Genomic DNA, 26,688 nt, shown 5'->3' on the forward strand with positions numbered 1-26,688 from the left:
ATGGAAAGTGTTACATAATCCATGGAAAATGATGTTGAAAATTGTTACAATTCATGATAAAACATAACCATAGCAAACAGCAATCCGAGTTTTATTGTGAAACTGGATAAGCTGTAAAGGAATTTAAGGAGGACTTTCTAATGAAAAGAAGAGGTATGAGTCTTGCACTTTGTGCAGCAATGGCAATGGGTACGATCGGCGTAGTTCCGGCAATGGCAGATGATGTAACTACCATCACTTACTGGGTAAATGACCGCCATGACAGCGAGTACATGACTGAGATGGTAGAAAAGTACAACAAGGAGAATACAGACAATATCTACATTGATATGCAGATCATCACAGATGATTATGAGAACATGATTTCTCTTGCTTACACAGGCGGTACAGCACCGGATATCATCGGACAGAGCGTAACATTAAAGAATTTCGTAGATAACGATATGCTTGTTCCGTTAAACGATTACATTGATGCAGATGAGGAGTACCAGAAGGTTAACGAGCCATATGAGCATGCATATGAGGGCTTAAACTACATGGATGGCAATCTGTACTGGGTATATTCTGGTATGAGATCTGGTGTTCGTATTGAGTACAATAAGGATCTGTTAGAGAAGAGCGGATATACAGAAATTCCGAAGACACTTGACGAGTACATTGATATGGCAAAGAAGATCACTGAGGATGGAAACGGCGAGTATTATGGAATCGGATTTACTTCATCTTCTCCATTTGAGCGTCAGCTTGAGATGATGGCTCAGGTATCTGGTATTTATTACTATGACTATGTAAATGGCAAGTTTGATTTCAGCGGCTACAAGGAAATCCTTGAGAAGGGCAAGAGATTTATCGATGAGGAGATTGCTTACCCGGATCAGCAGGGCGTTGATAACATGAGAGCATTATTTGCAGAAGGCGAGTTTGCACTGTGGGGCAACGCTTCTCAGGAGGCAGGTGTATTCACCAGCCAGCTGCCAATCGAAGACTTTGAGTGGGGTGTAGCAGAGGTTCCATCTCTTGACGGCGAGATCAAGGGTGCACTTCAGACAACACCGTCTAAGGGCTATGCAATCATGTCTTCCAGTGAGCATCCAGATGAGGCTTGGAAGGTAATTCAGTACTTCCAGTCTGAGGAATTTTTAAAGGGATACTTAGAGAATGGTTACTGTCTGCCGATTACTTCTTATATGGATGAGAAGATCGATAAGTCTAAGATCGGCCGTCTGGCAGACTTCTCTTTACTTGACTATGAGTCTGTATACCCGGCAGTACCGACCATTAACCTGACAGGTGATGATTACAGAACTGTTATGTGGAATGCAATCATGGGTTATGTTGATGTTGACGATGCAATCGAAGATCTGAATACCCGTTACAATGAGGCATATGATGCAGATATCGAGTCTGGCAGCGTTAAGAGACTTGTAATTGAGGATTATGATCCGCTTCATCCAAGTGATGGAACTGCAACCTATCTTGACAAATAAGAAACAGACAGCCTATAGTGGCATCTGAATAAAATGGGAAGGCTGTTTCCGAAAAATAAGGAGACGGCTTTCCCTTTCTTATCGCATCTATTCACGGGATGCAAAAAAACGTGAACTAAGAAAAAAAGGAGGATTTTATGAGCCAGAAAAAAATGACTTTTTCACAAAAGTTCCAGAAAGCGAAAAGTAGTGGAAGTTTTTCAGCAGCACTTATGCTGGCACCGGCAGTATTTTTTCTTTGCCTGTGTTCTATCTATCCGTTTATCTGGATTTTCCGCTATGTAGCATGTGACTACAATGGTTTCAAGTCTACATTTACCGGATGGAAAAACTTTGAGCGTATGCTGAATGATAAGGTTTTCTGGAATAGTGTTATGCATACATTTGAATATGCATTCTATAAGCTGATTTTCATCATTCCGTTAGCTCTGTTGATGGCAGTTTTATTAAACCAGAAATTAAGAGGTTCTTCAGTATTTAGAGGAATCTATTTCATGCCGACTATCATCAGTACATCTATTGCAGGTATGATCTTTGGATTTATCTTTGCAACAAAGAATGGTATTTTAAACTCTATGCTTCAGAACATGCATATGATTGATTCTCCGATAAAGTGGTTGAACAGTCCGAGTGTTGTTATGGTAGCCGTTACGATCCTTGCAATTTGGGGTGGTTTTGGTAACTACATGCTGTATTTTATTACTGGTATGACTGGTATTTCTGAGGATGTTTACGAGAGTGCAAAGATCGACGGCGCAACTGGCGTGCAGACCTTCTTCCGCATTACACTTCCAATGCTGGCACCAGTATTAAAGGTTGTTTTAATGCTTGCAATCACTGGAGCATTTAAGGATTACGAGGCAATCATGGTTCTGACAAATGGAGGACCTGGCAACCGTTCCATGGTAATGTTCTTATATATTTACAATATTATCTTTGGATCAGCCGGAAGCACAAGCCAGCCACAGATCGGTTATGGAGCACTGCTTAGTGTTGTTGCAGCAGTAATCGTAGGTATTGTAACTGGTATTTATCTGTTTGTTTCCAAGAAACTTGACGATGTAGTATAAATTAGGAGGAGATACGATGGAAAAAACTCATGCAGTATATTCAACAAGAACGAAGATCGTCCGTCTGATCATCTGGCTGTTTTTGGCACTCGCGGCGATCATCACAATCTTTCCTGTATGCTATGTTATCTTTGGTTCCTTTAAGGACAATAAGGAGCTGCTTGTCGGAGGTTCAAGCATTTTGCCAAGCAAGTGGGTGTTTGATAACTATGTGCAGGCATGGAAACAGGCAAATTTTGCAACTTATACAATGAACAGTGTGTTCTTAAGTTTAGCTGTTATGCTTATTTCGTTAATCAATGCCAGCATGGCAGGATACGTATTTGCAAGAAAGAATTTTAAGGGTAAGGAACTTCTGTATATGCTTTTCGTAGCATTCATGTTCATCAACGTTGGTTCTGTTTCCCTTCGTCCTTTATTTGAGCTGGCTGTTAAGCTGAAGATGAATAAGAGCCTGTTAGCTGTTGCTATTATCTCAGCAGGCGGCGGCCAGGCAACATTTATCTTTTTATGCCGCGGATTCGTTAATTCTGTTCCGAAGGAGCTTGACGAGGCAGCAAAGATGGATGGGTGTGGATTCTTTAGAATTTATTATCAGATTATCCTTCCAATGTTAAAGCCGATTTTGGCAACAATTGCACTTTTATCCTTCAGACAGGGATGGAACGAGTATATTCTTCCTCTTGTATTTACAATGACTAATGATAAGCTTCGTCCTCTGACCGTAGGTGTTAATATGTTAAAGAATGCCGGAGACGGTACTGCAGCATGGAATATCATGTTTGCAGGTGCGACAATTTCAATTGTTCCGATTTTGATTGTTTACTGTTGCTTTAGCCGTTTCTTCATGGGCGGTCTGACAGCCGGTGCGGTAAAGGGTTAAAAAAAAGACAGGCCGACAATTTGTGGTAGTACGAATTGTCGGCCTTTTTTAGAAAGGATTCACTGTTATGTATAACACATATGATACACCCACTTACCCAGAATTAGGAAATATCTATCCGGGTGATTATTATGAAGCACTTCCATATGATGAATTTATCGATAAAAATCAAAAGCTTCCAGAAGGAAAAAAGGTTTTTGATATTCGCAATTTTGGCGCAAGACCAGAAAAAAATCTTTTAAATACCGAAGCTTTCTTAAAAGCTGCAGCAGCATGTGAGAAAGAAGGCGGCGGTGTGATTCTTGTTGCTGGGGGATCATATTGCATGGGCACTGTGTATATTCCGTCTCATACAACACTGTTTATTGCGGCAGATTCTGAAATCAAAGCGTCCAGAAATGTAGATCTTTTGCTTGCAAAAGAAAAAGAACAGATAGATGACAGAAAGGGCGAGTCAAGTGAGGGTGCATTTGTACGCGTTAAGAATGCAGAGGATGTGACGATTACTGGTGGCGGTCGTATTAACGGAAGCGGTGAGTGGTATGTATATGAACCAAGAGAGCTTCCGGCACTTGTTCCATTTGAGACAAGCCGTTTGCCAAGACGTGATCAGGCAAAAGAAATTAATAATATTCCAGGAACGCTTCGTTATTATTATAGACAGAGAATCCGCTATTCAGAGGATAAATATGGCGAAGGCAAGCCGAATTTAAATCGTCCGGCAGCACTTGTTTGGGTACAGGACAGTAAAAATGTTACGCTTGACAATATTATCTTATATGATTCAATGAGCTGGACACTTCATATTGAGTGTTGTGAAAATATCACAGTTAAGAATATGGTAATTGATGATAATCGTCATGTGGCAAATTCTGACGGTGTTGATATTAATGCAAGTGATAATGTATTAGTAGATCATTGTTTTATCTCCTGTGCAGATGATGGAATTGTAATTAAAAATCCAATTCGTACTGGACGTGCCATGACGCATGTACATGTAAAAAGATGTACTGTTGTTACAGTTATGAACGCATTTAAAATTGGAACTGAAACAGCAAATGATATTAGTGATATTCTTGTAGAAGACTGTACATTTTGCATGCCTGATATTTATCCTGGTTCTGTTTCAGGAATTTCGCTTGAGTCATGTGATGGAACTAATCTTTCTGATGTAACTATTAGAAATATCATGATGGATAAGATTATTTGTCCTCTTTATATTTGTTTAAATAAGAGAAATCGTTATAATGAACCTTATACAGACAATGTAGGAGAAAATCGCTACTGGGGAGGCAGCATTAAAAATATCTGCATTGAAAATATTCATGCAAACAATGCAGAGATTCCAGCAATTTTAACAGGTTATGAGACAACTAAAAATGATGGAAGTGTTGTTCGGAGACCACTTGAAAATATTACTGTAAACAGTTATCATGTTACATATAGGGATAATAAGGAAATCATTGAAATCCCAGAGACGTTTGATGAATTTTTGGAGGATTATCCAGAGAGCAATGCACATGGTGATGTAGATGCATATGGCATCTGGGCACGTCATATTGATAATCTTGTATTAGAAGATATAAATGTAGTACCAAGGAGCTGTAATACAAGAAAAGCAATTTGTCTTTATGATGTCAATAACAAAAATTGATCAGCGTAAGTAGAGTTAATGATGCTGTAGGAGGAAAAAGCAAATGAGCGGATGGAAACTAGGCCTAGATGGATTTGTGACACATTTTATGGTGTCAGGTCCGCAGGAAGAACCTTATTTTAATGAGGCAAAGGATAAAAATCAGCTTCGCTATGAGGCATACCTGCGTTCTGTAATTGCAGAACACAAACCAGTTGGTGAAACAGGTGAGATTCTTGTGGGTGCAAAGAGTCGCCTGAATGAAGAATGGAAGTATTACTATGACAGTGGAAGCTGTTTTGTAAATATTTCAACATTCTATTCTGTTATGCGCCGTATTCATTTTGACATTGCGACTGTACTTGAGACATCATCTGATATTGATGTTAAGGCAGCGCTTTGGTCATATGCAGCAGTTGATGTGTATTGCAATGGCAGATTAGAAGGTGCATTAAAGCAGCCAGTTTATAAGCCAATTCAGAAAAAAGAGCTGACGCTTCATTTAAAAGCAGGACGCAATCTTATTTATTTAGCATGCGAGAATCTTGGCGTGCGTGATACAAGAAGTGTAGCAGGTCTGCAGATTTTAAATCATAAGGATGAAATTAAAGTGTCAATTCCAGATGAAGCATGTGCTGACGCTGCAGCTGTGGCAGAAGCATTTTTGGAGAGTGCACATTTAGAGTCAAATAAGCTTTGTTTTGACAGCCCAGCTCCAGCAGGAACAAGTTATACATATCGCTATCATGAAGAGGATTTTGCAAAGGCAAAGATACCTGCTGTTTGGTATCAGGCAGAGGGAAAAAACGAGATTCTTTTAGAAAATGGACAGCCATATATAACAGTGAAGGTTGTGTTAGGAAAGCTTGAGCTTAAGCGTGTCTTTGAACGCACCGAGCAGCTTGTTCCTAAATATGCATTACGCGAAGATGGAAGTGCATTTAGCTTTGAAGAGAATAAGGAGCTTATATTCAGACGAATTGCAGATGTTATGAGCGAAAGCCGTGGAGAGAAATTTGGTTTCCCGATCTCTAACATCCTTGCAAGAAAGTATTTCAATGACAACTCTATGGATGATGAGCGATTGATGTATGAGATGCTTGAGATGATTGAAGAGCGATATGACTGTTCTGATTTTTTAATGTGCGGATTGATTCGTTATCTGCATAATTATCCAGTTGAAGGAGCCATGAAAGACCGTATCAAAGATGTTATGCTCAATTATCGCTACTGGATGGATATGGACGGCTTTGACGGCATGTGCTTTTGGAGCGAGAATCATGCGCTGATGTTCTATACATGTGCGATGAATGCAGGAGAGATGTATCCAGACGAATATTTCCCTCGTGCAAAGATGACAGGAAGAGAACTGCATTTATATGGAAGAAACAAAGTTTTGCAGTGGCTTGATGATGTAGAAGAGTATGGCTTTGAGGAGTTTTTGAGTACTGTCTATATGTGCGTTACATTTGCTGCATTGATTAATGTAGTTGATTATTCAGAGCCAGAAATTTCAAAGCGCGCGGCAGCTGTTACTGATAAGATGCTGTCTATGCTTGCCCTTCATACTTATAAAACTGGTATTGTGGCACCAATGGGACGTGTTTACAGAAGTGTATTGTATCCGTTTGATCAGGGAGCAATGGCACTTATGAATTTGATCAATCCAAAGCTGCCATACACATTTGGAGAGGGATGGCTTGGATTTTATGCAAGCAGCCACTATCCGATTCCAGAAGGTCTTGTAAAGCTTATGGAGGATGATGTTGAGACGAATTATACGACAGGCAATGCAAGAGTTTATCTGGAGAAAAATGATGACTATTGTTTGACGAGCGTAGCGTCTCCTAGAGAGCCGTTTACACGTTGGGAAAATGAGACTCTTAAGGAAGATGTGGATATCACGACACATAACTTTACGAAATCATTTAACGAGCGTTTCCATGGAACTACATATTTTAGACCAGGTACATACGGTTATCAGCAGCACATGTGGTATGCAGCGCTTGACGGAGAAGCGAGCATTTTCGTTACACATCCAGGTTCTACATCAGAGGAGGGCGATATGCGCCCAGGCTACTGGCATGGAAATGGTGTGATGCCGGCATTAAAACAGCAGCACGGTCTTCTTGGCGGTATTTATGTGATTCCAGATGAGCATCCAATTGGATATACTCATTTATATTGCCCAGAGTGTCGTTTTGATGAGGTGATTCATGAAGAAAATTGGATATTCCTTCGTAAAGAAACAGGCTATCTGGCATTATGGTGCAGTGAAAAAATGGAAGCACATAATGGTATTAATTTTAATTGTGAGCAGCGTGCTTACAGCAAAAATGCAGCTTATCTTTGTGTTTGCGGCGGTCAAAAATCAGATGCTAGTTTTGCGGCATTTAAAAAACGCGCAAAAGAAACTTTACCATCTTATGATAAAGAGTCAAAAACGCTGACAGCGCAGAACTTTGAACTAAGCTATGTGGCATGCAAAGATGTGACACAGTTTTTATAAGTATGATTGCAGCACGAACAAAAATTTTACTACCAAAAACCACACAAAAAATGTAAAAAAACACATTTTCAATCACAGTGATCTATGCTACTATGTAAATATAGTAAAAAATATATAAAACTGCCGTTTATCTGTAATGGATAATTGGCAGTTCAAACAGGAGGAGAATTCGTTATGCAGATGACAATGAGATGGTACGGCAGCCAGTATGATACCGTTACCTTACAGCAGATCAGACAGACAGCTTATGTAAAGGGTGTTATTTCTACTCTTTACAACAAAATGCCAGGTGAGCTGTGGACTTATGAGGAGATTATGGCTCTTAAGAATGAGGTAGAGGCAGCAGGACTGACCCTTCCTGGTATTGAGAGTGTAAATATCAGCGATGCAATCAAAACGGGAGCTCCAGAGCGTGACAAGGATATTGATGCATATATCAAGACACTTGAGAATCTTGGTAAGGCTGATATTCATATGGTATGTTATAATTTTATGCCAGTATTTGACTGGACTCGTACAGAGCTTGCACGTATGAGAAAGGATGGTTCTACAGTTCTTGCTTACAATCAGAAGACAGTAGATAGCATTGATCCGGCTAAGATGTTTGATTCTATTTCAAATGACATGAACGGAACAGTTATGCCAGGCTGGGAGCCAGAGCGTATGGCAAAGGTTAAGCAACTGTTTGAGGAGTATGCAGATATCGACGAGGAGAAGCTGTTTGCAAACTTAAAGTACTTCCTTGAGGCAATTATGCCTGTATGTGATAAGTACGATATCAATATGGCAATTCATCCAGATGATCCGTCTTGGAGTGTATTTGGTCTTCCGCGTATCATCAACAACAAGGATCACATCATGCGTATGATGAAGATGGTAGACAATCCGCACAATGGTGTTACCTTCTGTACGGGATCCTATGGAACCAACTTAAACAATAACTTAGTTGAGATGATTCATGCACTTAAGGGAAGAATCCATTTTGCACATATCAGAAACTTACAGTTCAATGATGGCATGAATGACTTTGAGGAGTCTGCACATCTGTCTTCAGATGGTACCTTTGATATGCATGCAATCATGAAGGCACTGTACGATACTGGATTTGATGGAATTATTCGTCCAGACCACGGAAGAATGATCTGGGGCGAGAAGGCAATGCCTGGATATGGTCTGTATGACAGAGCACTTGGTGCTGCATATTTGTGCGGTCTGTGGGAGTCAATTGTAAAGGAGAATCAGAGATGAAACTGACATTACAGGATGTAACACAAAAGAAAAATGAATTTGAAAAGGCAGGTATTACACTGCCGTCTTATGATATTGAAGCAGTTCATAAAAAGACACTTGAAGAGCCTGTATGGGTTCATTTTGGAGCAGGAAATATTTTCCGCGGATATATTGCAGGACTGCAGGAGGATCTGTTAAATAAGGGTGCTGCTGACAGAGGAATTATTGCGGCAGAGACTTTTGATTATGATATCATCGATAAGATCTACAAGCCACATGAGTCAATGACACTGATGGTAACGCTTCTTCCAGACGGAAATACTTCAAGCCGTGTAATCGCAAGTATTGCAGACGGAATCAAGGCAAATACAGCTGATGAAGCAGAGTATGGCAGATTAAAGGCTATCTTTGCAAATCCATCCTTACAGATGATCAGCTTTACAGTTACTGAGAAGGGATACGCATTAAAGGGTATTGATGGAAACTTCCTTCCGGTGGTTGTATCAGATATCGAAAATGGTCCGGAGAGCGCAAAGCATGCAATGAGCATCGTTGCTGCACTTCTTTTCGAGCGTTTTAAGGCAGGCCGTTATCCGCTTGCTGTTGTCAGCATGGATAACTGCTCTCATAATGGAGAGAAGCTTCAGGCATCTGTTATGACAATCGCAAAGGCATGGGCAGAGAAAGGTTTTGTAACAAAAGAGTTCATCAAATATCTTGAGGATGAATCAAGCATCAGCTTCCCATGGAGCATGATCGATAAGATCACACCAAGACCGGCAAAGGCTGTTGAGGAAAAATTAGAGGCAGCAGGCGTTGAAGAAATGGCACCTGTTATTACTTCCAGAAATACTTATATTGCACCATTTGTAAATGCAGAGGGACCGCAGTACCTTGTAATTGAGGACAAGTTCCCGGCAGGAAGACCGGCACTTGAGAAGGCTGGTGTATATCTGACTGACCGTGACACTGTAAACCGTGTAGAGCGCATGAAGGTAACTACCTGCTTAAATCCGCTGCACACAGCTCTGGCTGTTTATGGCTGCTTGCTTGGTTACAATCTGATTGCAGATGAGATGAATGACAAGGAGCTTACAGGACTTATTCGTCATATCGGTTACGATGAGGGTATGAAGGTTGTTACTGATCCTGGCATCCTTTCCCCGAAGGCATTTATTGATGAAGTAATCGAGAAGCGTCTTCCAAATCCATTTATGCCAGACACACCGCAGCGTATTGCAACTGATACTTCTCAGAAAATCGTTGTTCGTTTTGGTGAGACAATGAAATCTTACATGGCAAGCAGTGAGCTTGACTGTTCTTCTCTTGTATACATTCCGCTTGCAATTGCAGGATGGCTTCGTTATCTTCTTGGAAAAGATGATAAGCTTGAGAAGATGGAGCTTAGTAGTGATCCAATGCTTGCTAAGCTGCAGGAAAAGCTTTCTGGTGTAGAGGCAGGAAAGCCAGAGACTTATACAGGACAGCTTAAGGAAATTCTCACTAATAAGGCAATCTTTGGTGTTGATATGTACGAGGCAGGTCTTGCAGACAAGGTAGAGGGCATGTTTGTTGAAATGCTTGCAGGAAAAGATGCTGTTCGCAATACTTTAAAGAAATATGTAGATTAATTAAAATAATATTTCGCCGCCCTGGCAACAGGGCGGCTATTGTACTTTTAAATATGAGCTTAAGAGGTGTAAAATGAAGAACGTTATATTTGATATGGATGGTGTCATCTTTGATTCTGAGCATGTATGTGAGCGCTGCTGGGAGGATTATAAGGAAAAATATAAATTGAAGGATGCAAAGGGCATGTTTCATGCCTGCATTGGCACTACAATTGAAAAGACAAAGGAAACAATGTTTCGCTTTGAAGGACCAGATTTCCCTTATGAGGAGTTTAGAAAAGATACATCTAATCGCTTTCACGAAATTGAAGAGACAGAAGGGCTTCCTGTAAAAAAAGGAGCTAGAGAGCTTTTGTCATGGCTAAAGGAGAGCGGTGCTAATGTTGGACTTGCTTCATCTACAAGGAGTGAGACAGTCGTTCGTCAGCTGACTCATGCCGGTTTAATACAGTATTTTGATGTGATTGTAGGCGGTGAGATGGCAAAAAAGAGTAAGCCAGAGCCAGATATTTATTTAGAGGCATGCAAACGCATGGGCATTACTCCAGAGAGCGCATATGGTGTTGAGGATTCATATAACGGAATGCGTTCACTTCATGCGGCAGGTCTTCATCCTATTATGGTGCCTGATCTTCTTGAACCAAATGAAGAAATGCAAAGTCTTGCTGAAGTGATTTTGTCAGATCTGTTTGAAGTAAGAGACTATCTAAAAAACGTCTGGCATAATAGTCAGAAAGAATGAGAAAGGAAAAGACAGCGTGAACAAAAATCTCTACTATCTGATTTCTTTGTCAGGTGCCTATGACAGTCAGTCTTTTTGGAAAACAAAAGACATAGAAAAAATGGACACTGTTTTAAATAAGCCAGCCTTAGACTGCATATATACAGACTGCACTGATATTTTAGGAAGTCTATATTTTTGCAGTGATGATGCGAGAACAGAGCTGGAAAAGCGATTGGCGTATATTCCAGTGAATGCGCTTCATTTTATAGATTCAGGCGACTATCATTATGTCAGTCTTTTGTTTTTACAGCGCATAAATCGGCCATTTAGCCTTCTTTTATTTGACCATCATTCAGACTGTATGGAGAGCGCATTTGGAGGCGGTCTTTTAACATGTGGAAGCTGGGTTCTTCATGCATTAGAAAATCTTCCTAATTTAAAAAAGGCAGTATTAGTAGGTCCGGCAGATGAGGATAAAACAGCAGAGCAGCTTTTAAAAGATTCTCGCATCACATGGGTGACAGAGGCTGAATTTGAACAGCAAAAGGAAGCTTTGTGTAAGGAACTTTCAAAGTGGCCCGTATATATTTCTCTTGATAAGGATGTATTAAACAAAGAGGAAGCAGTTACGGACTGGAGCCAGGGAACCATGCAGCTTTCACAGATTCTTTGTTTTTTGACAGATGCAAAGAAGTCAGGTGCTATATTTCTAGGTATGGATGTGTGCGGAGAGCAGAAGGTATCACCAGAAGGTTTTCATTTAGATGAAGAAAATGGAGCAAACTTAAACAGTAGTACAAATGAAAAGATTAAATTTTATCAAAAAGACTTGACTTTTTCGCTTTAGCGTGTCAAAATACATGCATAGGGTTAAAAATCTAATTAAAAACCAGAAAAAATAAAAACAGGAATGTAGAAAGGAGAGGGTGTGTGCTTTAATAATATATTGTTTGAGCACACGGAAACCAGAATGAATAAAAAAATTAAAAACCCTGAAACAGATCATTTGTTTCAAGCAATTCTCACATTGAAAAATCTTGATGAGTGTTATGCTTTTTTTGAAGATGTATGTACCGTCAATGAACTTCAGTCTATCGCACAGCGCTTTGAGGTAGCAGCTATGCTGCGCCAGAAAAACACATATCTTGAGATTGCACAGAAAACAGGTGCATCTACTGCGACAATTAGCCGTGTGAACCGAAGCTTAAACTTTGGAAGTGACGGTTATGAAATGGTGTTTGAGCGTATCAATGAATAATGATATATAAGAGCAAATAACCTATTGCTTTTTATCCCAAAGTAGTGTATTGCTTCAAAAAACTTGATGTAATTTAATTGATTATTGATGCTATTTGTGGAACGAAGTTTGTTCTCTTGAAAAAAATGTCAAAATATACTAACATAGGGAAGTACAAGTGCTGAAAGGTGCTTGTACTTTCATTATGATAAAAAAGAAACTTTTTGCAGACAGCTTTTGCTGTTGGAAAGGATACAGGATGACAGGTAAGATTGCATTGATACCAGGAGACGGAATTGGTCCTGAGATTGTGGCTGAGGCCAAAAAGGTACTGGATACCGTAGCAAAAAAATATGGACATGAGTTTGAATACGAGACGCTTCTTATGGGCGGCTGCTCAATTGATGCGTATGGCGAACCGCTGACCGAAGAATCACTTGAAAAGGCAAAGGCTAGTGATGCCGTGCTTTTAGGTGCAGTAGGCGGAAACGTCGGAAACTCAAGATGGTATCAGGTAGCACCAAATTTACGTCCGGAGGCAGGTCTGTTAAAGATTCGTAAAGGTCTTGGTCTGTTTGCAAATATCCGTCCGGCAAAGCTGTTTTCACAATTAAAAGATGCTTGTCCATTAAAGCCAGAGATTATCGGCGATGGATTTGATATTGTTATGATGAGAGAGTTGACCGGAGGCGTATACTTCGGTGAACATAAGACAGAGGAAATTGATGGCATTCGTAAGTCAACTGATATTATGGCATACGATGAGAATGAGATTAAAAGGATTGCAGTTAAAGCATTTGAGGTTGCAAGAAAGCGCGGAAAAAATGTAACAAGCGTTGACAAAGCAAATGTTCTTGACACTTCAAGACTTTGGAGAGCAGTTGTTGATGAAGTTGCAAAGGATTATCCTGATGTAACAGTAAAGCATATGCTTGTTGATAACTGTGCCATGCAGCTTGTTATGAATCCGAGACAGTTTGATGTTATTTTGACAGAGAATATGTTTGGTGATATTCTTTCTGATGAGGCAAGTATGATTACAGGCTCCATTGGCATGTTATCATCAGCAAGCCTTGGTGCAGGAAAGCTTGGACTTTATGAACCAAGCCATGGCTCTGCACCAGATATTGCAGGTAAGGGCATTGCAAACCCGATTGCGACAATTTTATCTGCTGCCATGCTGCTTAGATACTCTTTCGATCTTGATGAAGAAGCAAAGGCAGTTGAGACTGCAGTAGAAGAGGTACTTAAGGCAGGCTACCGCACAATTGATATCATGTCAGAGGGTATGACACAGGTTGGCACAGTTTCTATGGGCGATCTGATTGCAGAAAAAATTCTTGGTTAACAAATTTGGAAGGGGTTAAAAACATGAGAAGTGACAATGTAAAAAAAGGAATGCAGCAGGCACCTCATAGATCACTGTTTAATGCATTAGGATTTACAAAGGAAGAGATGGACAAACCAATGATTGGTATTGTCAGCTCCTATAATGAGATTGTTCCAGGTCATATGAACCTGGACAAGATTGTAGAAGCCGTTAAATTAGGCGTAGCAATGGCAGGAGGCGTGCCGGTTGTATTCCCGGCTATCGCTGTCTGCGATGGTATTGCAATGGGACACGTTGGTATGAAGTATTCTCTTGTTACGAGAGATCTGATTGCAGATTCTACCGAGTGTATGGCAATGGCACACCAGTTTGATGGTCTTGTTATGGTTCCAAACTGTGACAAAAACGTACCTGGTCTGTTAATGGCAGCAGCCAGAATCAATATCCCGACTGTATTTGTCAGCGGTGGTCCGATGCTTGCAGGTCATGTAAAGGGACAGAGAACAAGTCTTTCCTCCATGTTTGAGGCAGTTGGTGCTTACGCAGCAGGCAAGATGACTGAAGAAGATGTATATGAGTATGAGTGCAAGACATGTCCAACATGCGGTTCCTGCTCTGGTATGTATACTGCAAACTCCATGAACTGTCTGACAGAGGCACTTGGTATGGGGCTTCAGGGCAACGGAACAATTCCAGCTGTTTATTCTGAGAGAATTAAGCTTGCAAAGCACGCTGGTATGAAAGTTATGGAGATGATTGAAAAGAATATCTGCCCAAGAGATATCATGACAGAGAAGGCATTTGTCAATGCGCTGACTGTTGATATGGCACTTGGATGTTCTACAAACAGTATGCTTCATCTTCCGGCAATCGCAAGAGAGGCTGGCGTAGCTTTAAACGTTGATATCGCAAACGGCATTAGTGCAAAGACTCCGAATCTGTGTCACTTAGCTCCGGCAGGTCATACTTATATGGAGCAGTTAAATGAAGCAGGCGGTGTTTATGCCGTTATGAATGAGCTGTCAAAGAAGAATCTGTTAAATCTTGATTGTATTACAGTTACAGGAAAGACAGTTGGAGAGAACATTGCAAACGTTGTGAATAAGGACCCTGAGGTTATTCGTCCAATCGATAATCCATATAGCCAGACTGGCGGAATTGCTGTATTAAAGGGTAATTTGGCACCAGATTCAGGTGTTGTAAAGCGTTCAGCAGTTGCACCAGAGATGATGGTTCATGAGGGACCGGCTCGTGTATTTGACTGTGAGGATGATGCAATCGCAGCAATCAAGGGCGGAAAAATTGTTGCAGGTGATGTTGTAGTCATCCGTTACGAGGGACCAAAGGGTGGCCCTGGTATGAGAGAAATGTTAAATCCGACTTCTGCAATTGCAGGTATGGGACTTGGTTCCAGTGTTGCATTGATTACAGATGGCCGTTTTTCAGGTGCTTCAAGAGGAGCAAGCATCGGACATGTATGCCCAGAGGCAGCTGTCGGCGGTCCAATTGCACTTGTTGAAGAAGGAGATATCATCGAGATCAATATTCCGGCAAACACTCTGAATGTGCGTGTTTCTGACGAGGAGATGGCAAGAAGAAAGGCAGCATGGACACCAAGAGAGCCAAAGGTAACAACTGGTTATCTGGCACGCTACGCAGCACTTGTAACTGATGCAAGTAAGGGTGCAGTTTTGCAGGTTCCGGGAACTAATAAATAAGCTGGTTTTCTGATATAAAACATAGATAAGACAGATATAAGGAAGGGAAAATAAATATGGAGTTAACAGGTTCTGAAATTTTAGTACAGTGTTTAAGGGAACAGGGCGTAGATACCGTGTTTGGTTATCCGGGCGGCTGCATTCTGAATGTATATGATGCTCTTTACAAGCATTCGGATGAAATTACACATATTTTAACCTCCCATGAGCAGGGCGCGTCTCATGCAGCAGACGGCTATGCAAGGGCAACCGGAAAGGTAGGTGTCTGCATGGCCACATCTGGCCCAGGTGCTACCAATCTGGTAACGGGAATTGCAACAGCTTACATGGATTCTATTCCGATTATTGCAATTACATGTAACGTTGCTGTTTCACTTCTGGGAAGAGATTCCTTCCAGGAGATCGATATCGCTGGTGTTACAATGCCGATCACAAAGCATAATTTTATCGTAAAGGATGTCAATAAACTGGCTGATACAGTTCGTCGTGCATTCAAGATTGCAAAGGAAGGACGTCCGGGTCCGGTGCTTATTGATATTACAAAGGATGTTACTGCAAATAAGGCAGAATATGAGCGTAAAGAGCCAGAGCAGGTTAAACGTATTACAGATAGCATTAAGGCAGAAGATATTGAAGCAGCAGTCAAGATGATTGAGGCATCAAAGAAGCCATACGTTTTTGTCGGAGGCGGTGCAATTGCATCAGGTGCAGACACACAGCTGAATGAATTTGTTCATAAGATTGATTCTCCAGTTGCAGATACCTTAATGGGCAAGGGTGCCTTCAACGGTACTGATCCTTTGTATACAGGTATGCTTGGTATGCATGGAACAAAGGCATCAAACTATGGAGTAAGCCAGTGTGACCTTCTTGTAGTTGTCGGAGCACGCTTCAGTGATCGTGTATATGGAAATGCAAAGAAATTTGCCGCAAATGCAAAGATTATGCAGTTTGATGTAGATCCAGCAGAGATCAATAAGAACATCAAAACAGATGCAAGTATCATCGGTGATGTCAAGGTTATCTTAGAAAAGTTAAATGAAAAGCTTTCACAGATGAATCATAAGGAGTGGATTACAGAAGTTAAGAGCTATGAGGAATCCCATCCGATGACTTATCATAAGGGTGTTCTGACTGGTCCTTATATCATCGAAAAGATCTATGAGGCAACACATGGCGATGCTATTATCTCTACTGAGGTAGGACAGCACCAGATGTGGGCAGCGCAGTATTATAAGTATAAGGCACCGAGACAGCTTTTAACATCAGGCGGACTTGGAACTATGGGCTATGGTCTTGGCGCTGCAATTGGTGCAAAGATGGCGTGCAAGGATAAGCTTGTATTCAATATTGCAGGAGATGGCTGCTTCCGCATGAATATGAATGAAATCGCAACAGCAACTCGATATAATATCCCAGTTATCGAAGTCGTTGTAAACAACCACGTGCTTGGTATGGTACGTCAGTGGCAGGATCTGTTCTACGGACAGCGTTATTCTCAGACAGTGTTAAATGACCGCGTTGACTTTGCAAAGGTAGCAGAGGGTCTTGGAGCAAAGGGCTACACAGTAAGCACATGCGAAGAGTTTGATAATGCAGTTAAGGAAGCAATAAAGCTGAATATTCCAGTAGTAATTGATGCTCAGATTGACAAGGACGACAAGGTATTCCCAATGGTAGCACCAGGTGCACCGATCAGTGAATGCTTCGGAGAAGAGGACGTTGCTGAAAAGTTCGGAAGATAAAAACAGAATATCAGAAGAATGCTAGATTATTAAGACACTGTATGGAGACATGCAGTGTCTTTTTTTTGAAGATTGCGTGAACGATATATGGGAAAGTATCCAGTGATTTCAATTAGCTTAAAAGGCGCAGATGCAGCAAACTACGATGAAGCATATCGTTTGATGGTGCAAATTATAAATGATGAGGCAGAATGTTTTCAGTTTTTATTGGATAGTGAAAAACTTACCAAAATTGATAAGATGCGTTATGAGACTTTAATTGATATGGAAATGCAGCCAGCAGTGTTAGCAATGAGTTTAAAAAAGCTTACAACATTATTGGAAAAACATTATGGTCAAAAAGTTGTTGTACTCATTGATGAATATGACGTACCTTTAGCTAAGGCATATGAGAATAATTTTATGATAAAATGGTTCTTTTACTTCGTAATTTATTTGGCAATGTATTGAAAACGAATGCGAGCCTTGCGTTTGCGGTTTTAACTGGATGTTTGCGCATTGCCAAGGAAAGTATATTCACTGGATTGAATAATTTTACGGTATATTCAATCACAGATAATGAATTTGATGAAACTTTTGGCTTTACCAGTGAGGAAGTACAGGAAATGCTCTCATATTATGGGTTAAGCAGTCATTATGAGGAAGTAAAAGAGTGGTATGATGGTTATCGTTTTGGAAATGCAGATGTATATTGCCCATGGGATGTTGTAAATTATTGTAAAGATCATAGAGAAAACCAAAATGCCGCTCCGAAAAACTATTGGATGAATACCAGTGGTAATGATATTATCAATCACTTTATTGACAACATTAGCGATAACGGAATGCTTACAAAAGATGTTTTGGAACGTTTGGTGAATGGTGAGGTTATCACTCAAAGGGTAGATGAGATGGTGACATACAAAGATTTGTATTCTAATATTGATAATCTGTGGAGTACGCTTTTTATGACTGGTTATCTGACACAGCGTGGGTATATTGGCAATGGATATTATAGCCTCGCTGTTCCAAATCGAGAGATTCGCAATATCATAATTGAACGTATTTTGGCGCTGTTTCGTAAAGAGGTTTCCGGAAATGGAGAACTGCTCAGAAGTTTTTGCAATGCAATTCTAAGTGCGGATGCAGAAGCTGTTGAGCGACTGTTAATCGAATATATGGGAAAAACAATCAGTGTGCGTGACAATTTTGCAAGATCACTTCACGAGAATTTTTATCATGGATTGATGATTGGAATTCTCGGATTCAGACGAGATTGGGAAATCTTGTCTAATCGGGAATCTGGTGATGGCTTTAGTGATATTCTTATTAAGACGAAAGGTCAAGAGAGTCGGGTTGGAATTGTAATTGAATTAAAGTATAGCAAAAATGAGAAATCGCTTGATAAGGATTGCCAAGATGCATTGCAGCAGATTGAAGATCGAAATTACGGACAAGAATTGTGTAATCAGGGATATCAGAAAATATTGAAATACGGCATTGCTTTTTATCATAAGAAATGTTGCGTCAAGGTAGCAATGCAATCTACAAACGATTAAAAATAGATACATAAGAAATAATCAAAATGTCAAATGACCAAAGCATTTTTATGTATCTTCAATGTCCTTATTCTGAAAAATTTTATAAAAATAATAGGCGAGGTTCATTCTGGTCTTTTATTTTTTTCAGGCAAAATGATAGAGTAAATTGTAAGTGGGTAGTCAATGAAAATTAAATAAAAAAGCAAAGTTGCTGAAAGAGCTAGGAAAATCAATGAAAATTGAGTAGAAAACACAAAGTTATTGACAAAACATACTGGTAAAACTATACTCTTAATTAAGATAGATTTGTAAATACTCTGGAAAAATGTGGTAGTTTGACATTTAAAAGGAATAGTCGTCGTTAATATATAGGTGATGATAAAATAAAGACACAAAACATTAATCAAAAAGAAAAGGAGAATTTATGAAAAAGAACACAAAATTTAAGATAAGAATGGCGGCAGCTTTCTCTATGGGTGCAGTGACAGCATTATCGTTTAATGCATTTTATACGGTAAAGAATGTTGTGGCAGAGGAAATGTCAACGGAACATGTAATAAAGGAAAGTAATTATACACTTGCAGTCGAAAATTACGATGATACTTTTTCTGTAGAATCAACAGGAATTGACAGCTTTGATTCAGAGACGGACTGGGATTGGTCCTATCAGACTTCGCATACAGTTTCTGCATTTGCCAAAGGACCGAAGGGCTACTATGTCCGCTTAGGTGATTTCGTGTATTATTGCGATTTTGAGACACAGACATTGATTGCACTATGTAATCGTCCGGATTGCCTTCATGACAAAGAAACAGACAGCGAGAAGCGAAGTGAATGCACAGCATATGTGGCTTATGGCAGTGTGAATGATGGATTGCAATATTATGATGGAAAGCTGTATGCCAATACATCATCGGTTTATTTTGATACAGAAAGGGATGCGGATTACCGTGAAAAGGAATATCTGCTGGAGCTTGCACCAGATGGAAGCAGTCGTGAGCAGATGGATTACCAGATGGAGAATGCATATAGTTTTGCCTTTCATCGTGGCAGCTTGTATTACATATCAAGAGAAACTAACCCGGAAACACTCATTGGCACCGAAACCGTTAATCGTCTTGAGTTAGGGAAAAAAGAACCAGAGACAATCGCAACACTTTCCAGTATGGATGCAGTGCTTCGTGTATATCCATATGGAGATCTTGTATATATTCAGACGAAGCTTGCCGATACAGAAGAATCCAGTCTCATCATTTATGATACAAAGACGAGCAAAGCACAGGTGAAAAAAGCAAATTGGCAGAGCATGTTCCTTCCAACTGAGAATGATACATTTCTTCAGTGTACGTTAAAAGAGGATGGTCTATATGCAGAGAATGTCAATGCGATGCTTGAATCAACAACAGAAAGTAAACTGTTGACGATGGATTCTCTTAAAAACCTTGGCTTTGATGCAAATACAACCGGCGATTTATATAGTTGGATTTCTACAGACGATACGCACTTATATGTGTATGGAATGACCGAGATTGACCCGATTGTTGCAGCCTTTAATAAAGAAAGTGGAGAACTGGAAGCGGCAGCTGTCTTGCCGGGAATGCCACTTTTCCAGTGTATCGGTGTGGACGATGAATATTTATTTTATCAGTGCGCTGAGCTGGACGGAGGAACAGACAGTGTATATTGGGTGAAAAAGTCGGATTTCCTTGAGAATGGAGCAACATTTAATTGTATGGAGCCATAATCTTTTTTCAAGAATCATTATCGAAATCAATTTTATTAGAACAGGTTTTATTAGAATGTTTTATTAAAACAGATTTTATTAAGACAGATTTTGCTAGAATATGTCAGAACAGATGTGGAGGGAAGTGAGAGAGAAGATGGAACTGGAGATAAAAGATGTAATACACACCTATCCAAATAAGAAAACAGCGTTGAATCGAATTTCATTGACGCTTACGCCGGGAATTTACGGACTGCTTGGTCCGAACGGAGCCGGAAAATCTACGTTGATGAAAATCATTACCGGAAATATGCAGCCGTCAGGTGGTAAGGTACTGTTTAATGGAAGCGATATCAAGGAATTGGGCAGAGCTTATCGTGATCGCTTGGGTTACATGCCTCAGCAGCAGGGGCTGTATAATCAGTTTACCGGACGGCGTTTTTTGTGGTACATGGCAACGCTAAAGGGCTTATCGCATCGGGAAGCAAAATACAAGATTAACGATCTGCTGGAACAGATGAATCTGACAGAAGTATCAGATCGAAAGATCGGCGGATATTCTGGCGGTATGAAACAGCGTCTGTTGATTGCACAGGCCGTCATGAATAGCCCGGATATTCTGGTGTTAGATGAGCCGACAGCAGGTCTTGACCCAAAAGAGCGAATTAACATTCGTAATTTTGTCAGTGAACTGTCAAGAGAATGCATCGTAATTTTTGCAACGCATGTCGTTTCCGATGTTGAGTGTATTGCAAAAGAGATGATTCTGATCAAACGCGGCGAGATTGTCCGTCAGGATGAGGTCCCAAAACTGATTGCAGAAATGGATGGACTAGTTTGGGAGTTTGTGGCACAGGAAAATGAAGTGGTGTCGATACAAAAAGAATATCTGGTAAGCAATTTGTCAGTGGGCAAAGAAGGCATTATCGTTCGAGCAGTTGGAATCGACGAAGAAATCAAAAGAGAAAAACATGCAGTAAGGGCAGGCATGGAAGAAGTATATTTGTATCACATGACATCAGAAGCAAAAAGAGAAAAAGACAAATAATGTGTCATGGGGGAAGTTACGTATGAAGCAGGTATGGTATGAATGGAAAAAACTGATATCGGATAAAAGCGTGCTGTTGGTAGTAGTATTGAGCATGTGCATTGTGCTTGGATATCAATGGAAAAATGCTGATAGTTATGCCTGGCAGCGGAATGAATCCTATCGGGAATATTATGAGGATGCACTTACAACAGTAGAGAAAATGGATGCAGAGACAGCCAGACAATGGCTACAGGAAGAAAGTGCATGGCAAAGCTTTCTGCTCTCGGCAGCATATGGAGATTCCGATATGGCATTCGAGCTGTTACAGATGAATGCACCAGAGGTTGATTGGAATAAACGCCTTCAGGAAAACGCGAACGAAAAGACAGATATCCAGCAGACACAGCAGAAGTATCAGGCATTCACTGAACTATTGGAACGTGTCAATTATGCAATATCCTATGAGGAGTTTTTGGAGAGCGTAAAAACACAGGCACAGTCCATGTCAAAGCTATCATTGTTTTCGGATGTGGATTCTTTTTCTCAGAAAAACATACAGAAAACCGCAGAAGCGTATGAAAAGATGAGTGCAGTACAGCCGGGGCTAACCTATTCCGATGCGGCAGATGCATGGTCAGACAGCGCATTGGCAGATGTGATTGTGCCTGGGTTGCTGTTGTTTCTAGGCTGGGCAATTTTTCGGAAAGAAAAAGAGGCGGGGCTGTATCAGTTGCTTGAAAGCACGAAAAGAGGTCATCTGGAGATGGCACTGGCAAAGACCATTGTTTATTTTTGCTTTGCTGTGTTGCTTACCATTTTGTTATATGGAAGTCAGATTGTACTTGCCATTTTGATGTATGGAACGGGAGATATGACGCTGGCCCTTATTTCCATCCCAAGCTTTCGCAATTGCCCATATCCCATAAGCATACAGCAATATTTGATTCTTTATTTAGCCGTTAAGGTGTTAGCTGCATTGTTTTATGCGTCTGTTATCATGGCAATGCTGACAAGAAGATGGCGATTTGGCATTGCAGCGAGCGCATACGTGGTAGTTATCTGTCTGGAATATCTTGCCTATAAGCAGATTAACAGTGTATCCAAATGGAATGCGTTAAAATATTTGAACTTGGCAGCTGTGATTGATGCGAAGGCATGGTTTTGTGAGTATCATAATCTCAACATTTTATCACAGCCATTTTATGTGGTAACAGGAAAGCTGTTGCTTGTGCTGTGTGGTATCATTTTATTGCCAGTGGTGTCCTGCATCAGTTTCAGCAAAGAGACGAGAGAATCAGGAAAGTTACCTCGTTGTTTTCAAGTTGTGGCAAATGGCATGGCAAAGCTTTGTGCGCAGCATAGGGGGCTGTTTTGGCACGAAGGCTATAAACTATACAAATTGGGTGCAATGGCAGTTGTAATTGTCTTACTTTTATTTTTCAGTATTCGCCTGTTGCCGGATATTGAGTCACACAAAGGAAATACAGATCAACAAGTATATCAATATTATATTGAGAAGTTAAGCGGAGCGTACACGCAGGAGAGTAGAGACTATCTGCAACAGGAACAGCAGCTCTTAAATATGGAAGATGAAGAAGCCATTCAAAAGAGACAGCAATACGAACAGGGAGAACTCTCAGAAGACGAATACGAAAAATGGCAGATGTATCGTCAGCTTTTGAGCGATACCAGACAAAAAGGCTTTCAGCGTGTAATGGAACAGGCTGCGGTGATTGAAAAGCATCTTTCGACGGGAGAAAAGGCTGGATTCGTAGATGTTGATCAGTTAGTCTATTTGTTTCAGGATAATAAGAAACAGGCAATTTTTGCAATGATTTTTGCAGCTGTTTTTCTTCTGGGTGCGACTGCGTTATTTGGCATTGAACGACAATCCGAAAGCAGTCTCCTTTTGCAGAGTACAAAGTTTGGAAAACGCCCGGTTGCTATGTGTAAGCTGATGCAGATGATAGTGCTGGAATCCGTGATCATTGCAATTTTGTATGTACCGTATGATTCTGTATTATTGAAAAATATCGAGCGCATTCCAATGGAACTATCCTTAAATACCGTTATCGGTTATGAAAAGTTTGAACTTTCGATTTCAATTCGTCATGCCTTTTTAATAAAAACTATATTGCAGTATTTTACGGTTATCAGTGTTTGCATCGTCGTTTCGCTGCTTGCCTATCGTTTAAATCCTGCATCGGCAGCAATTCTTTGTTTTTTGTTCTTTCTGATGCCATGCTTTTTATATTGGCTGGGGATTGATCTGTCAACATGGACATGGCTGGGGCTGTTTCTTCCAGAGCTTATTTTTGCAAATGGAGGAACAGCGCGTTATTATATGGAAGCGGTGATTGTCTTGCTTATAGATATGAAAATCGTCTTTTATTTCTGGGATGCGGAGATTCGGACAGGCAGATGATAGGATTTTGTATTTGGACGTAAATAAGAAAAGAAAGTAATCTCAAACGCATAACAGGTCGGTTGATTCCGGTCTGTTATGCGTTTGAGATGAAAACGAAATATTGGCAATATATTGGTTAATTTTGCGGAACGTCCTCTAAACTGTTATAAATAGGAACGTAATCATACCCCATGAGAGAATCAACAGTCTCGATATATTCTCCATAAAGATAAAGGTCATATGTCCCATCGCCATTTGAGATTCCATAAGAATTTTCATTAGTTAAGGTAAAAATCTCATTATTTTTTGCTTCAGATGGGGTGGAAACGCCTCGTAAAGTGAAATAATAAGAAAAAAGATAAATGCTGACACTAATGACAACCACAAAAACAGAAAGAAAATGCTGGCGCTTCTGTGAGTGCGTTAAAAGCTGAAATCGCTTTTCCAACATACTCTCCTGAAGATTGTTCATGGAAAGTGAAGAATTCAGCTTTGGGAATAGTTGTTGCTGTGCAGACTGCTTTTTCACTTTCAATAAACAATTGAGGTAAGCGATTGTTTCATCTGCGGATGAAGAAAAACTATGATCAATACTCATTTCCAATAACGTGTCAATTTGCTTTTTAATATATTTGTTGAGCGGGTTCCACCAATATACGATTGAAAATAGTTCGCCCCCAAAATGGTACAGCAGATGATGATAATAGAAATGGCCTACCTCGTGTCGAAAAATGAAAATAAGTTCTTGGTCAGTATATTGATTTTGGGCTGGCAACAAAATCGTTGGTTTGCGTATAGAAAAAATCATAGGGCTAGAGAGTTCATCAATTTCATAAATATCAAAACTTCGGTTTAAATGATAATACTGACAAGCACAAGTTAAAAGCTTGGAATACCGATCATTATTAGAGACGTTCACCCCTAAGCTATGAATTAAAAAATGATCTCTTTTATAAGTTTTAATATATTTATACAAACCAATTATGATGCCCAACATCCAAACAAGGATTCCAATATCAAATAATGAAAACGTAATAGTTGAAAGAAGCATATGTTTTCTTCTAAAAATAACAACAATATGAGTAGCCATTTTATTTAAGTGTAGGTTACTGCCAAAAGAAAATTCAAACGGAAAAAGCAATCGTAAAACGGAAAGCACACAAACGACAGTCAGAGTATGGTAACCAATCGTAAGAATTCGTTTTGAACGAACGAACAAAAAACAGGCAATTAGAAAAAGTAAAAAAGATGCCAGAAGGGTGGTAATGAAAGACTCAAACTCCAATCTCATTGAAAAATCCTCCCAATGTACAAGTCAATATTTGTATTTTATCGCAAAGTTGGCTATCTGTCAAAAGTAATACAGAAGGAAGGCAAAGCTACTGAAAAATCACTGTGCTACCGAATAGAATTAAACAAACAACGCAAAGTTATTGACAAAACATACAGGCAATATTATACTTTGAATAAGAGAAATTTGCAAATAATCTGGGAACAAAAAGTATTTTTTAAGGTAATCATCATTGCAGCGATACCGGCAGTGATAAAACTAGTGGTTAATTGAGAATCAAAAAAAGGAGAGTTTATGGAAAAAACAAAATTTAAGAGAAGAATGTTTGCCGTCGCAGCAATAGTGGGAATGGGCATGACAATGACACAGATTGCATTTGGAAAAGAAAGTTTTAATGCAGAAAATGGAGGGCTTAACTATGTGCTTCCAGCTGATAATGGATATTATTTCTTATGTGGTGGTCATTTATATTTTTGGAATGGTGATGTTACAAAACAGGCTGTGCCATTGTGTAGTCGTCCTAATTGCAGTCATACAACAGAGGATTGCGTTGCGATGATTCGAGATGCATCTCGAAAAATGTACGAAGTAGATGATGGATTCTATGTGCTTTCTACATGGCCAAGAGAGGATTCAAGGACCGGGGAAAAGATGATGCCAATATGGAGAGTGGAAAAGGATGGGTCAGGTAAGGAGATTATAGCAGAAATTCCAGAGGCAGGTTCGGTAAACTATACGATATTTCAAGACAAGATTTACTATACCATGGAAGATGCACAGGAAGATGGAAATTATCAGTTTTCGATATGGCAGATGTCATTAGACGGAAAGGATAACAAACAGATTTGGCAAAGTGATTTGTATAGTGGATATATAGATACGTTGCAGGGAATCGGAGATTGGTTATATGTAAGTGAGAATGGATGTGAAGAAATTATTGACTGGACAAATGAGGACAACATTGACTTTGAGAAATTGCCTATGCGAACAAATTTATATTTGTATCAGCCACAAGCAGAGGAATGGATAACGAATCCTGATGAATATAAGAAGGAAGATGTTTTATTAAGCATTCAGAATATTTATCAGGATGAAATTTATTTGACTTACTATGATTCAAAGGCAGAGATTCGTAAAGTATGGAAAAAAGGTTTTGATCTGGAGGATGAAGCTCAATTTGTAGGAGAGTTTCCCAGAAAAGCGTATAAATGGGATAATTTGTATGGTTATACATGGCCAGATCGTAATAATGAGAATGAAAATTGGTTTGAAATTTATGATCACAATGGAACGTTTGTGCAGAAAATTGATTTGTATCCGTATGATGATGTGGATATCGTAAGTGCAGATGAAAAGTATGCTTTTGTATACTGGGAGCAGGTACAAGATAATGTTTCACAGGACGTAATAGGTGTGATTGAACGCGATAAAATTGCAACACAGGAAGCTACGCTAATTCAGTTGACTAAGGGAATGAATGGAAATTCTTTTGAACGCTGATTGGTAGGTGTTTGATTATG

The 26,688-nt window shown here is 39.9% G+C and carries 20 protein-coding genes; 19 read left to right on the forward strand and 1 reads right to left on the reverse strand.

Features of this window, described 5'->3' with window-relative positions; all coding sequences use genetic code 11:
• The first annotated feature begins 140 nt into the window (after positions 1-140).
• The 18 genes from LKD48_RS02780 to LKD48_RS02865 all read left to right on the forward strand — a co-directional run bounded on the left by LKD48_RS02780 (position 141) and on the right by LKD48_RS02865 (position 23,895).
• Entirely contained in the window at positions 141-1,487 is a 1,347-nt protein-coding gene (locus tag LKD48_RS02780; RefSeq protein WP_262536587.1) for an ABC transporter substrate-binding protein, read from the forward strand.
• A gap of 137 nt (positions 1,488-1,624) precedes the next feature.
• On the forward strand, positions 1,625-2,557 hold the full coding sequence (locus tag LKD48_RS02785) for a carbohydrate ABC transporter permease (protein WP_262536588.1): 933 nt from the start codon (positions 1,625-1,627) through the stop codon (positions 2,555-2,557).
• A 16-nt stretch (positions 2,558-2,573) separates the two neighbouring features.
• Positions 2,574-3,440, forward strand: a complete 867-nt coding sequence (locus LKD48_RS02790; protein WP_308731118.1) for a carbohydrate ABC transporter permease — start codon at positions 2,574-2,576, stop codon at positions 3,438-3,440.
• 67 nt (positions 3,441-3,507) lie between these two features.
• Entirely contained in the window at positions 3,508-5,094 is a 1,587-nt protein-coding gene (locus LKD48_RS02795) for a glycoside hydrolase family 28 protein (protein ID WP_308731119.1), read from the forward strand.
• A gap of 43 nt (positions 5,095-5,137) precedes the next feature.
• Complete coding sequence (locus LKD48_RS02800) at positions 5,138-7,582, forward strand: hypothetical protein (RefSeq protein WP_308731120.1); 2,445 nt, start codon at positions 5,138-5,140, stop codon at positions 7,580-7,582.
• A 174-nt stretch (positions 7,583-7,756) separates the two neighbouring features.
• Positions 7,757-8,830 carry a mannonate dehydratase gene (gene uxuA, locus LKD48_RS02805; RefSeq protein ID WP_066561648.1) on the forward strand — a complete coding sequence of 358 codons (1,074 nt, stop codon included), beginning with the start codon at positions 7,757-7,759 and terminating at the stop codon, positions 8,828-8,830.
• Positions 8,827-10,443 (forward strand): mannitol dehydrogenase family protein, encoded by a 1,617-nt coding sequence (locus LKD48_RS02810; protein WP_308731122.1) that lies wholly within the window; start codon positions 8,827-8,829, stop codon positions 10,441-10,443. Before uxuA ends, LKD48_RS02810 begins: the two co-directional genes overlap by 4 nt.
• 73 nt (positions 10,444-10,516) lie before the next feature.
• Positions 10,517-11,185 carry an HAD family hydrolase gene (locus LKD48_RS02815; protein ID WP_308731123.1) on the forward strand — a complete coding sequence of 223 codons (669 nt, stop codon included), beginning with the start codon at positions 10,517-10,519 and terminating at the stop codon, positions 11,183-11,185.
• A 16-nt stretch (positions 11,186-11,201) separates the two neighbouring features.
• Positions 11,202-12,014 carry an arginase family protein gene (locus tag LKD48_RS02820; protein ID WP_308731124.1) on the forward strand — a complete coding sequence of 271 codons (813 nt, stop codon included), beginning with the start codon at positions 11,202-11,204 and terminating at the stop codon, positions 12,012-12,014.
• Positions 12,015-12,137: 123 nt separating this feature from the next.
• The gene (locus LKD48_RS02825; RefSeq protein WP_066561695.1) at positions 12,138-12,425 is read left to right on the forward strand and encodes a YerC/YecD family TrpR-related protein; all 288 of its coding nucleotides are present in this window, start codon (positions 12,138-12,140) and stop codon (positions 12,423-12,425) included.
• A gap of 238 nt (positions 12,426-12,663) precedes the next feature.
• Positions 12,664-13,752, forward strand: a complete 1,089-nt coding sequence (gene leuB, locus LKD48_RS02830) for a 3-isopropylmalate dehydrogenase (RefSeq protein ID WP_066561694.1) — start codon at positions 12,664-12,666, stop codon at positions 13,750-13,752.
• A 23-nt stretch (positions 13,753-13,775) separates the two neighbouring features.
• Entirely contained in the window at positions 13,776-15,452 is a 1,677-nt protein-coding gene (gene ilvD, locus LKD48_RS02835; protein ID WP_066561640.1) for a dihydroxy-acid dehydratase, read from the forward strand.
• Positions 15,453-15,508: 56 nt separating this feature from the next.
• Positions 15,509-17,197: a biosynthetic-type acetolactate synthase large subunit gene (ilvB, locus tag LKD48_RS02840; protein WP_308731125.1), complete on the forward strand. Its 1,689-nt coding sequence runs from the start codon at positions 15,509-15,511 to the stop codon at positions 17,195-17,197.
• 87 nt (positions 17,198-17,284) lie between these two features.
• Positions 17,285-17,647, forward strand: coding sequence for an AAA family ATPase (locus tag LKD48_RS02845; RefSeq protein ID WP_308731126.1), 363 nt, complete (start codon positions 17,285-17,287; stop codon positions 17,645-17,647).
• Positions 17,648-17,721: 74 nt separating this feature from the next.
• On the forward strand, positions 17,722-18,735 hold the full coding sequence (locus LKD48_RS02850; RefSeq protein WP_456298315.1) for a PD-(D/E)XK nuclease domain-containing protein: 1,014 nt from the start codon (positions 17,722-17,724) through the stop codon (positions 18,733-18,735).
• Between the two features lie 406 nt (positions 18,736-19,141).
• Positions 19,142-20,461, forward strand: a complete 1,320-nt coding sequence (locus LKD48_RS02855) for a hypothetical protein (protein ID WP_308731128.1) — start codon at positions 19,142-19,144, stop codon at positions 20,459-20,461.
• Between the two features lie 100 nt (positions 20,462-20,561).
• Positions 20,562-21,488 (forward strand): ATP-binding cassette domain-containing protein, encoded by a 927-nt coding sequence (locus LKD48_RS02860; protein WP_308731129.1) that lies wholly within the window; start codon positions 20,562-20,564, stop codon positions 21,486-21,488.
• 22 nt (positions 21,489-21,510) lie between these two features.
• Positions 21,511-23,895 (forward strand): hypothetical protein, encoded by a 2,385-nt coding sequence (locus LKD48_RS02865; protein ID WP_308731130.1) that lies wholly within the window; start codon positions 21,511-21,513, stop codon positions 23,893-23,895.
• Between the two features lie 118 nt (positions 23,896-24,013).
• Here the strand turns inward: LKD48_RS02865 and LKD48_RS02870 are convergent, their stop codons facing one another.
• Entirely contained in the window at positions 24,014-25,168 is a 1,155-nt protein-coding gene (locus tag LKD48_RS02870; RefSeq protein WP_308731131.1) for a M56 family metallopeptidase, read from the reverse strand.
• Between the two features lie 294 nt (positions 25,169-25,462).
• Between LKD48_RS02870 and LKD48_RS02875 the strand changes: the two genes are divergently transcribed.
• Complete coding sequence (locus LKD48_RS02875) at positions 25,463-26,668, forward strand: hypothetical protein (RefSeq protein ID WP_308731132.1); 1,206 nt, start codon at positions 25,463-25,465, stop codon at positions 26,666-26,668.
• The last annotated feature ends 20 nt before the right edge of the window (positions 26,669-26,688 follow it).

Source organism: Anthropogastromicrobium aceti (assembly GCF_020687335.1).
GTDB lineage: Bacteria > Bacillota > Clostridia > Lachnospirales > Lachnospiraceae > Anthropogastromicrobium > Anthropogastromicrobium aceti.

Bases quoted from the DNA above. Each gene is read 5' to 3' on its own strand.
- ilvD (WP_066561640.1), top strand. From the start codon at position 13,776: ATGAGAAGTGACAATGTAAAAAAAGGAATGCAGCAGGCACCTCATAGA.
- LKD48_RS02780 (WP_262536587.1), top strand. From the start codon at position 141: ATGAAAAGAAGAGGTATGAGTCTTGCACTTTGTGCAGCAATGGCAATG.
- LKD48_RS02865 (WP_308731130.1), top strand. From the start codon at position 21,511: ATGAAGCAGGTATGGTATGAATGGAAAAAACTGATATCGGATAAAAGC.
- LKD48_RS02855 (WP_308731128.1), top strand. From the start codon at position 19,142: ATGAAAAAGAACACAAAATTTAAGATAAGAATGGCGGCAGCTTTCTCT.
- LKD48_RS02825 (WP_066561695.1), top strand. From the start codon at position 12,138: ATGAATAAAAAAATTAAAAACCCTGAAACAGATCATTTGTTTCAAGCA.
- LKD48_RS02795 (WP_308731119.1), top strand. From the start codon at position 3,508: ATGTATAACACATATGATACACCCACTTACCCAGAATTAGGAAATATC.
- LKD48_RS02870 (WP_308731131.1), bottom strand. From the start codon at position 25,168: ATGAGATTGGAGTTTGAGTCTTTCATTACCACCCTTCTGGCATCTTTT.
- LKD48_RS02800 (WP_308731120.1), top strand. From the start codon at position 5,138: ATGAGCGGATGGAAACTAGGCCTAGATGGATTTGTGACACATTTTATG.
- LKD48_RS02810 (WP_308731122.1), top strand. From the start codon at position 8,827: ATGAAACTGACATTACAGGATGTAACACAAAAGAAAAATGAATTTGAA.
- leuB (WP_066561694.1), top strand. From the start codon at position 12,664: ATGACAGGTAAGATTGCATTGATACCAGGAGACGGAATTGGTCCTGAG.
- LKD48_RS02860 (WP_308731129.1), top strand. From the start codon at position 20,562: ATGTCAGAACAGATGTGGAGGGAAGTGAGAGAGAAGATGGAACTGGAG.
- ilvB (WP_308731125.1), top strand. From the start codon at position 15,509: ATGGAGTTAACAGGTTCTGAAATTTTAGTACAGTGTTTAAGGGAACAG.
- LKD48_RS02815 (WP_308731123.1), top strand. From the start codon at position 10,517: ATGAAGAACGTTATATTTGATATGGATGGTGTCATCTTTGATTCTGAG.
- LKD48_RS02875 (WP_308731132.1), top strand. From the start codon at position 25,463: ATGGAAAAAACAAAATTTAAGAGAAGAATGTTTGCCGTCGCAGCAATA.
- LKD48_RS02790 (WP_308731118.1), top strand. From the start codon at position 2,574: ATGGAAAAAACTCATGCAGTATATTCAACAAGAACGAAGATCGTCCGT.
- uxuA (WP_066561648.1), top strand. From the start codon at position 7,757: ATGCAGATGACAATGAGATGGTACGGCAGCCAGTATGATACCGTTACC.
- LKD48_RS02785 (WP_262536588.1), top strand. From the start codon at position 1,625: ATGAGCCAGAAAAAAATGACTTTTTCACAAAAGTTCCAGAAAGCGAAA.
- LKD48_RS02845 (WP_308731126.1), top strand. From the start codon at position 17,285: ATGGGAAAGTATCCAGTGATTTCAATTAGCTTAAAAGGCGCAGATGCA.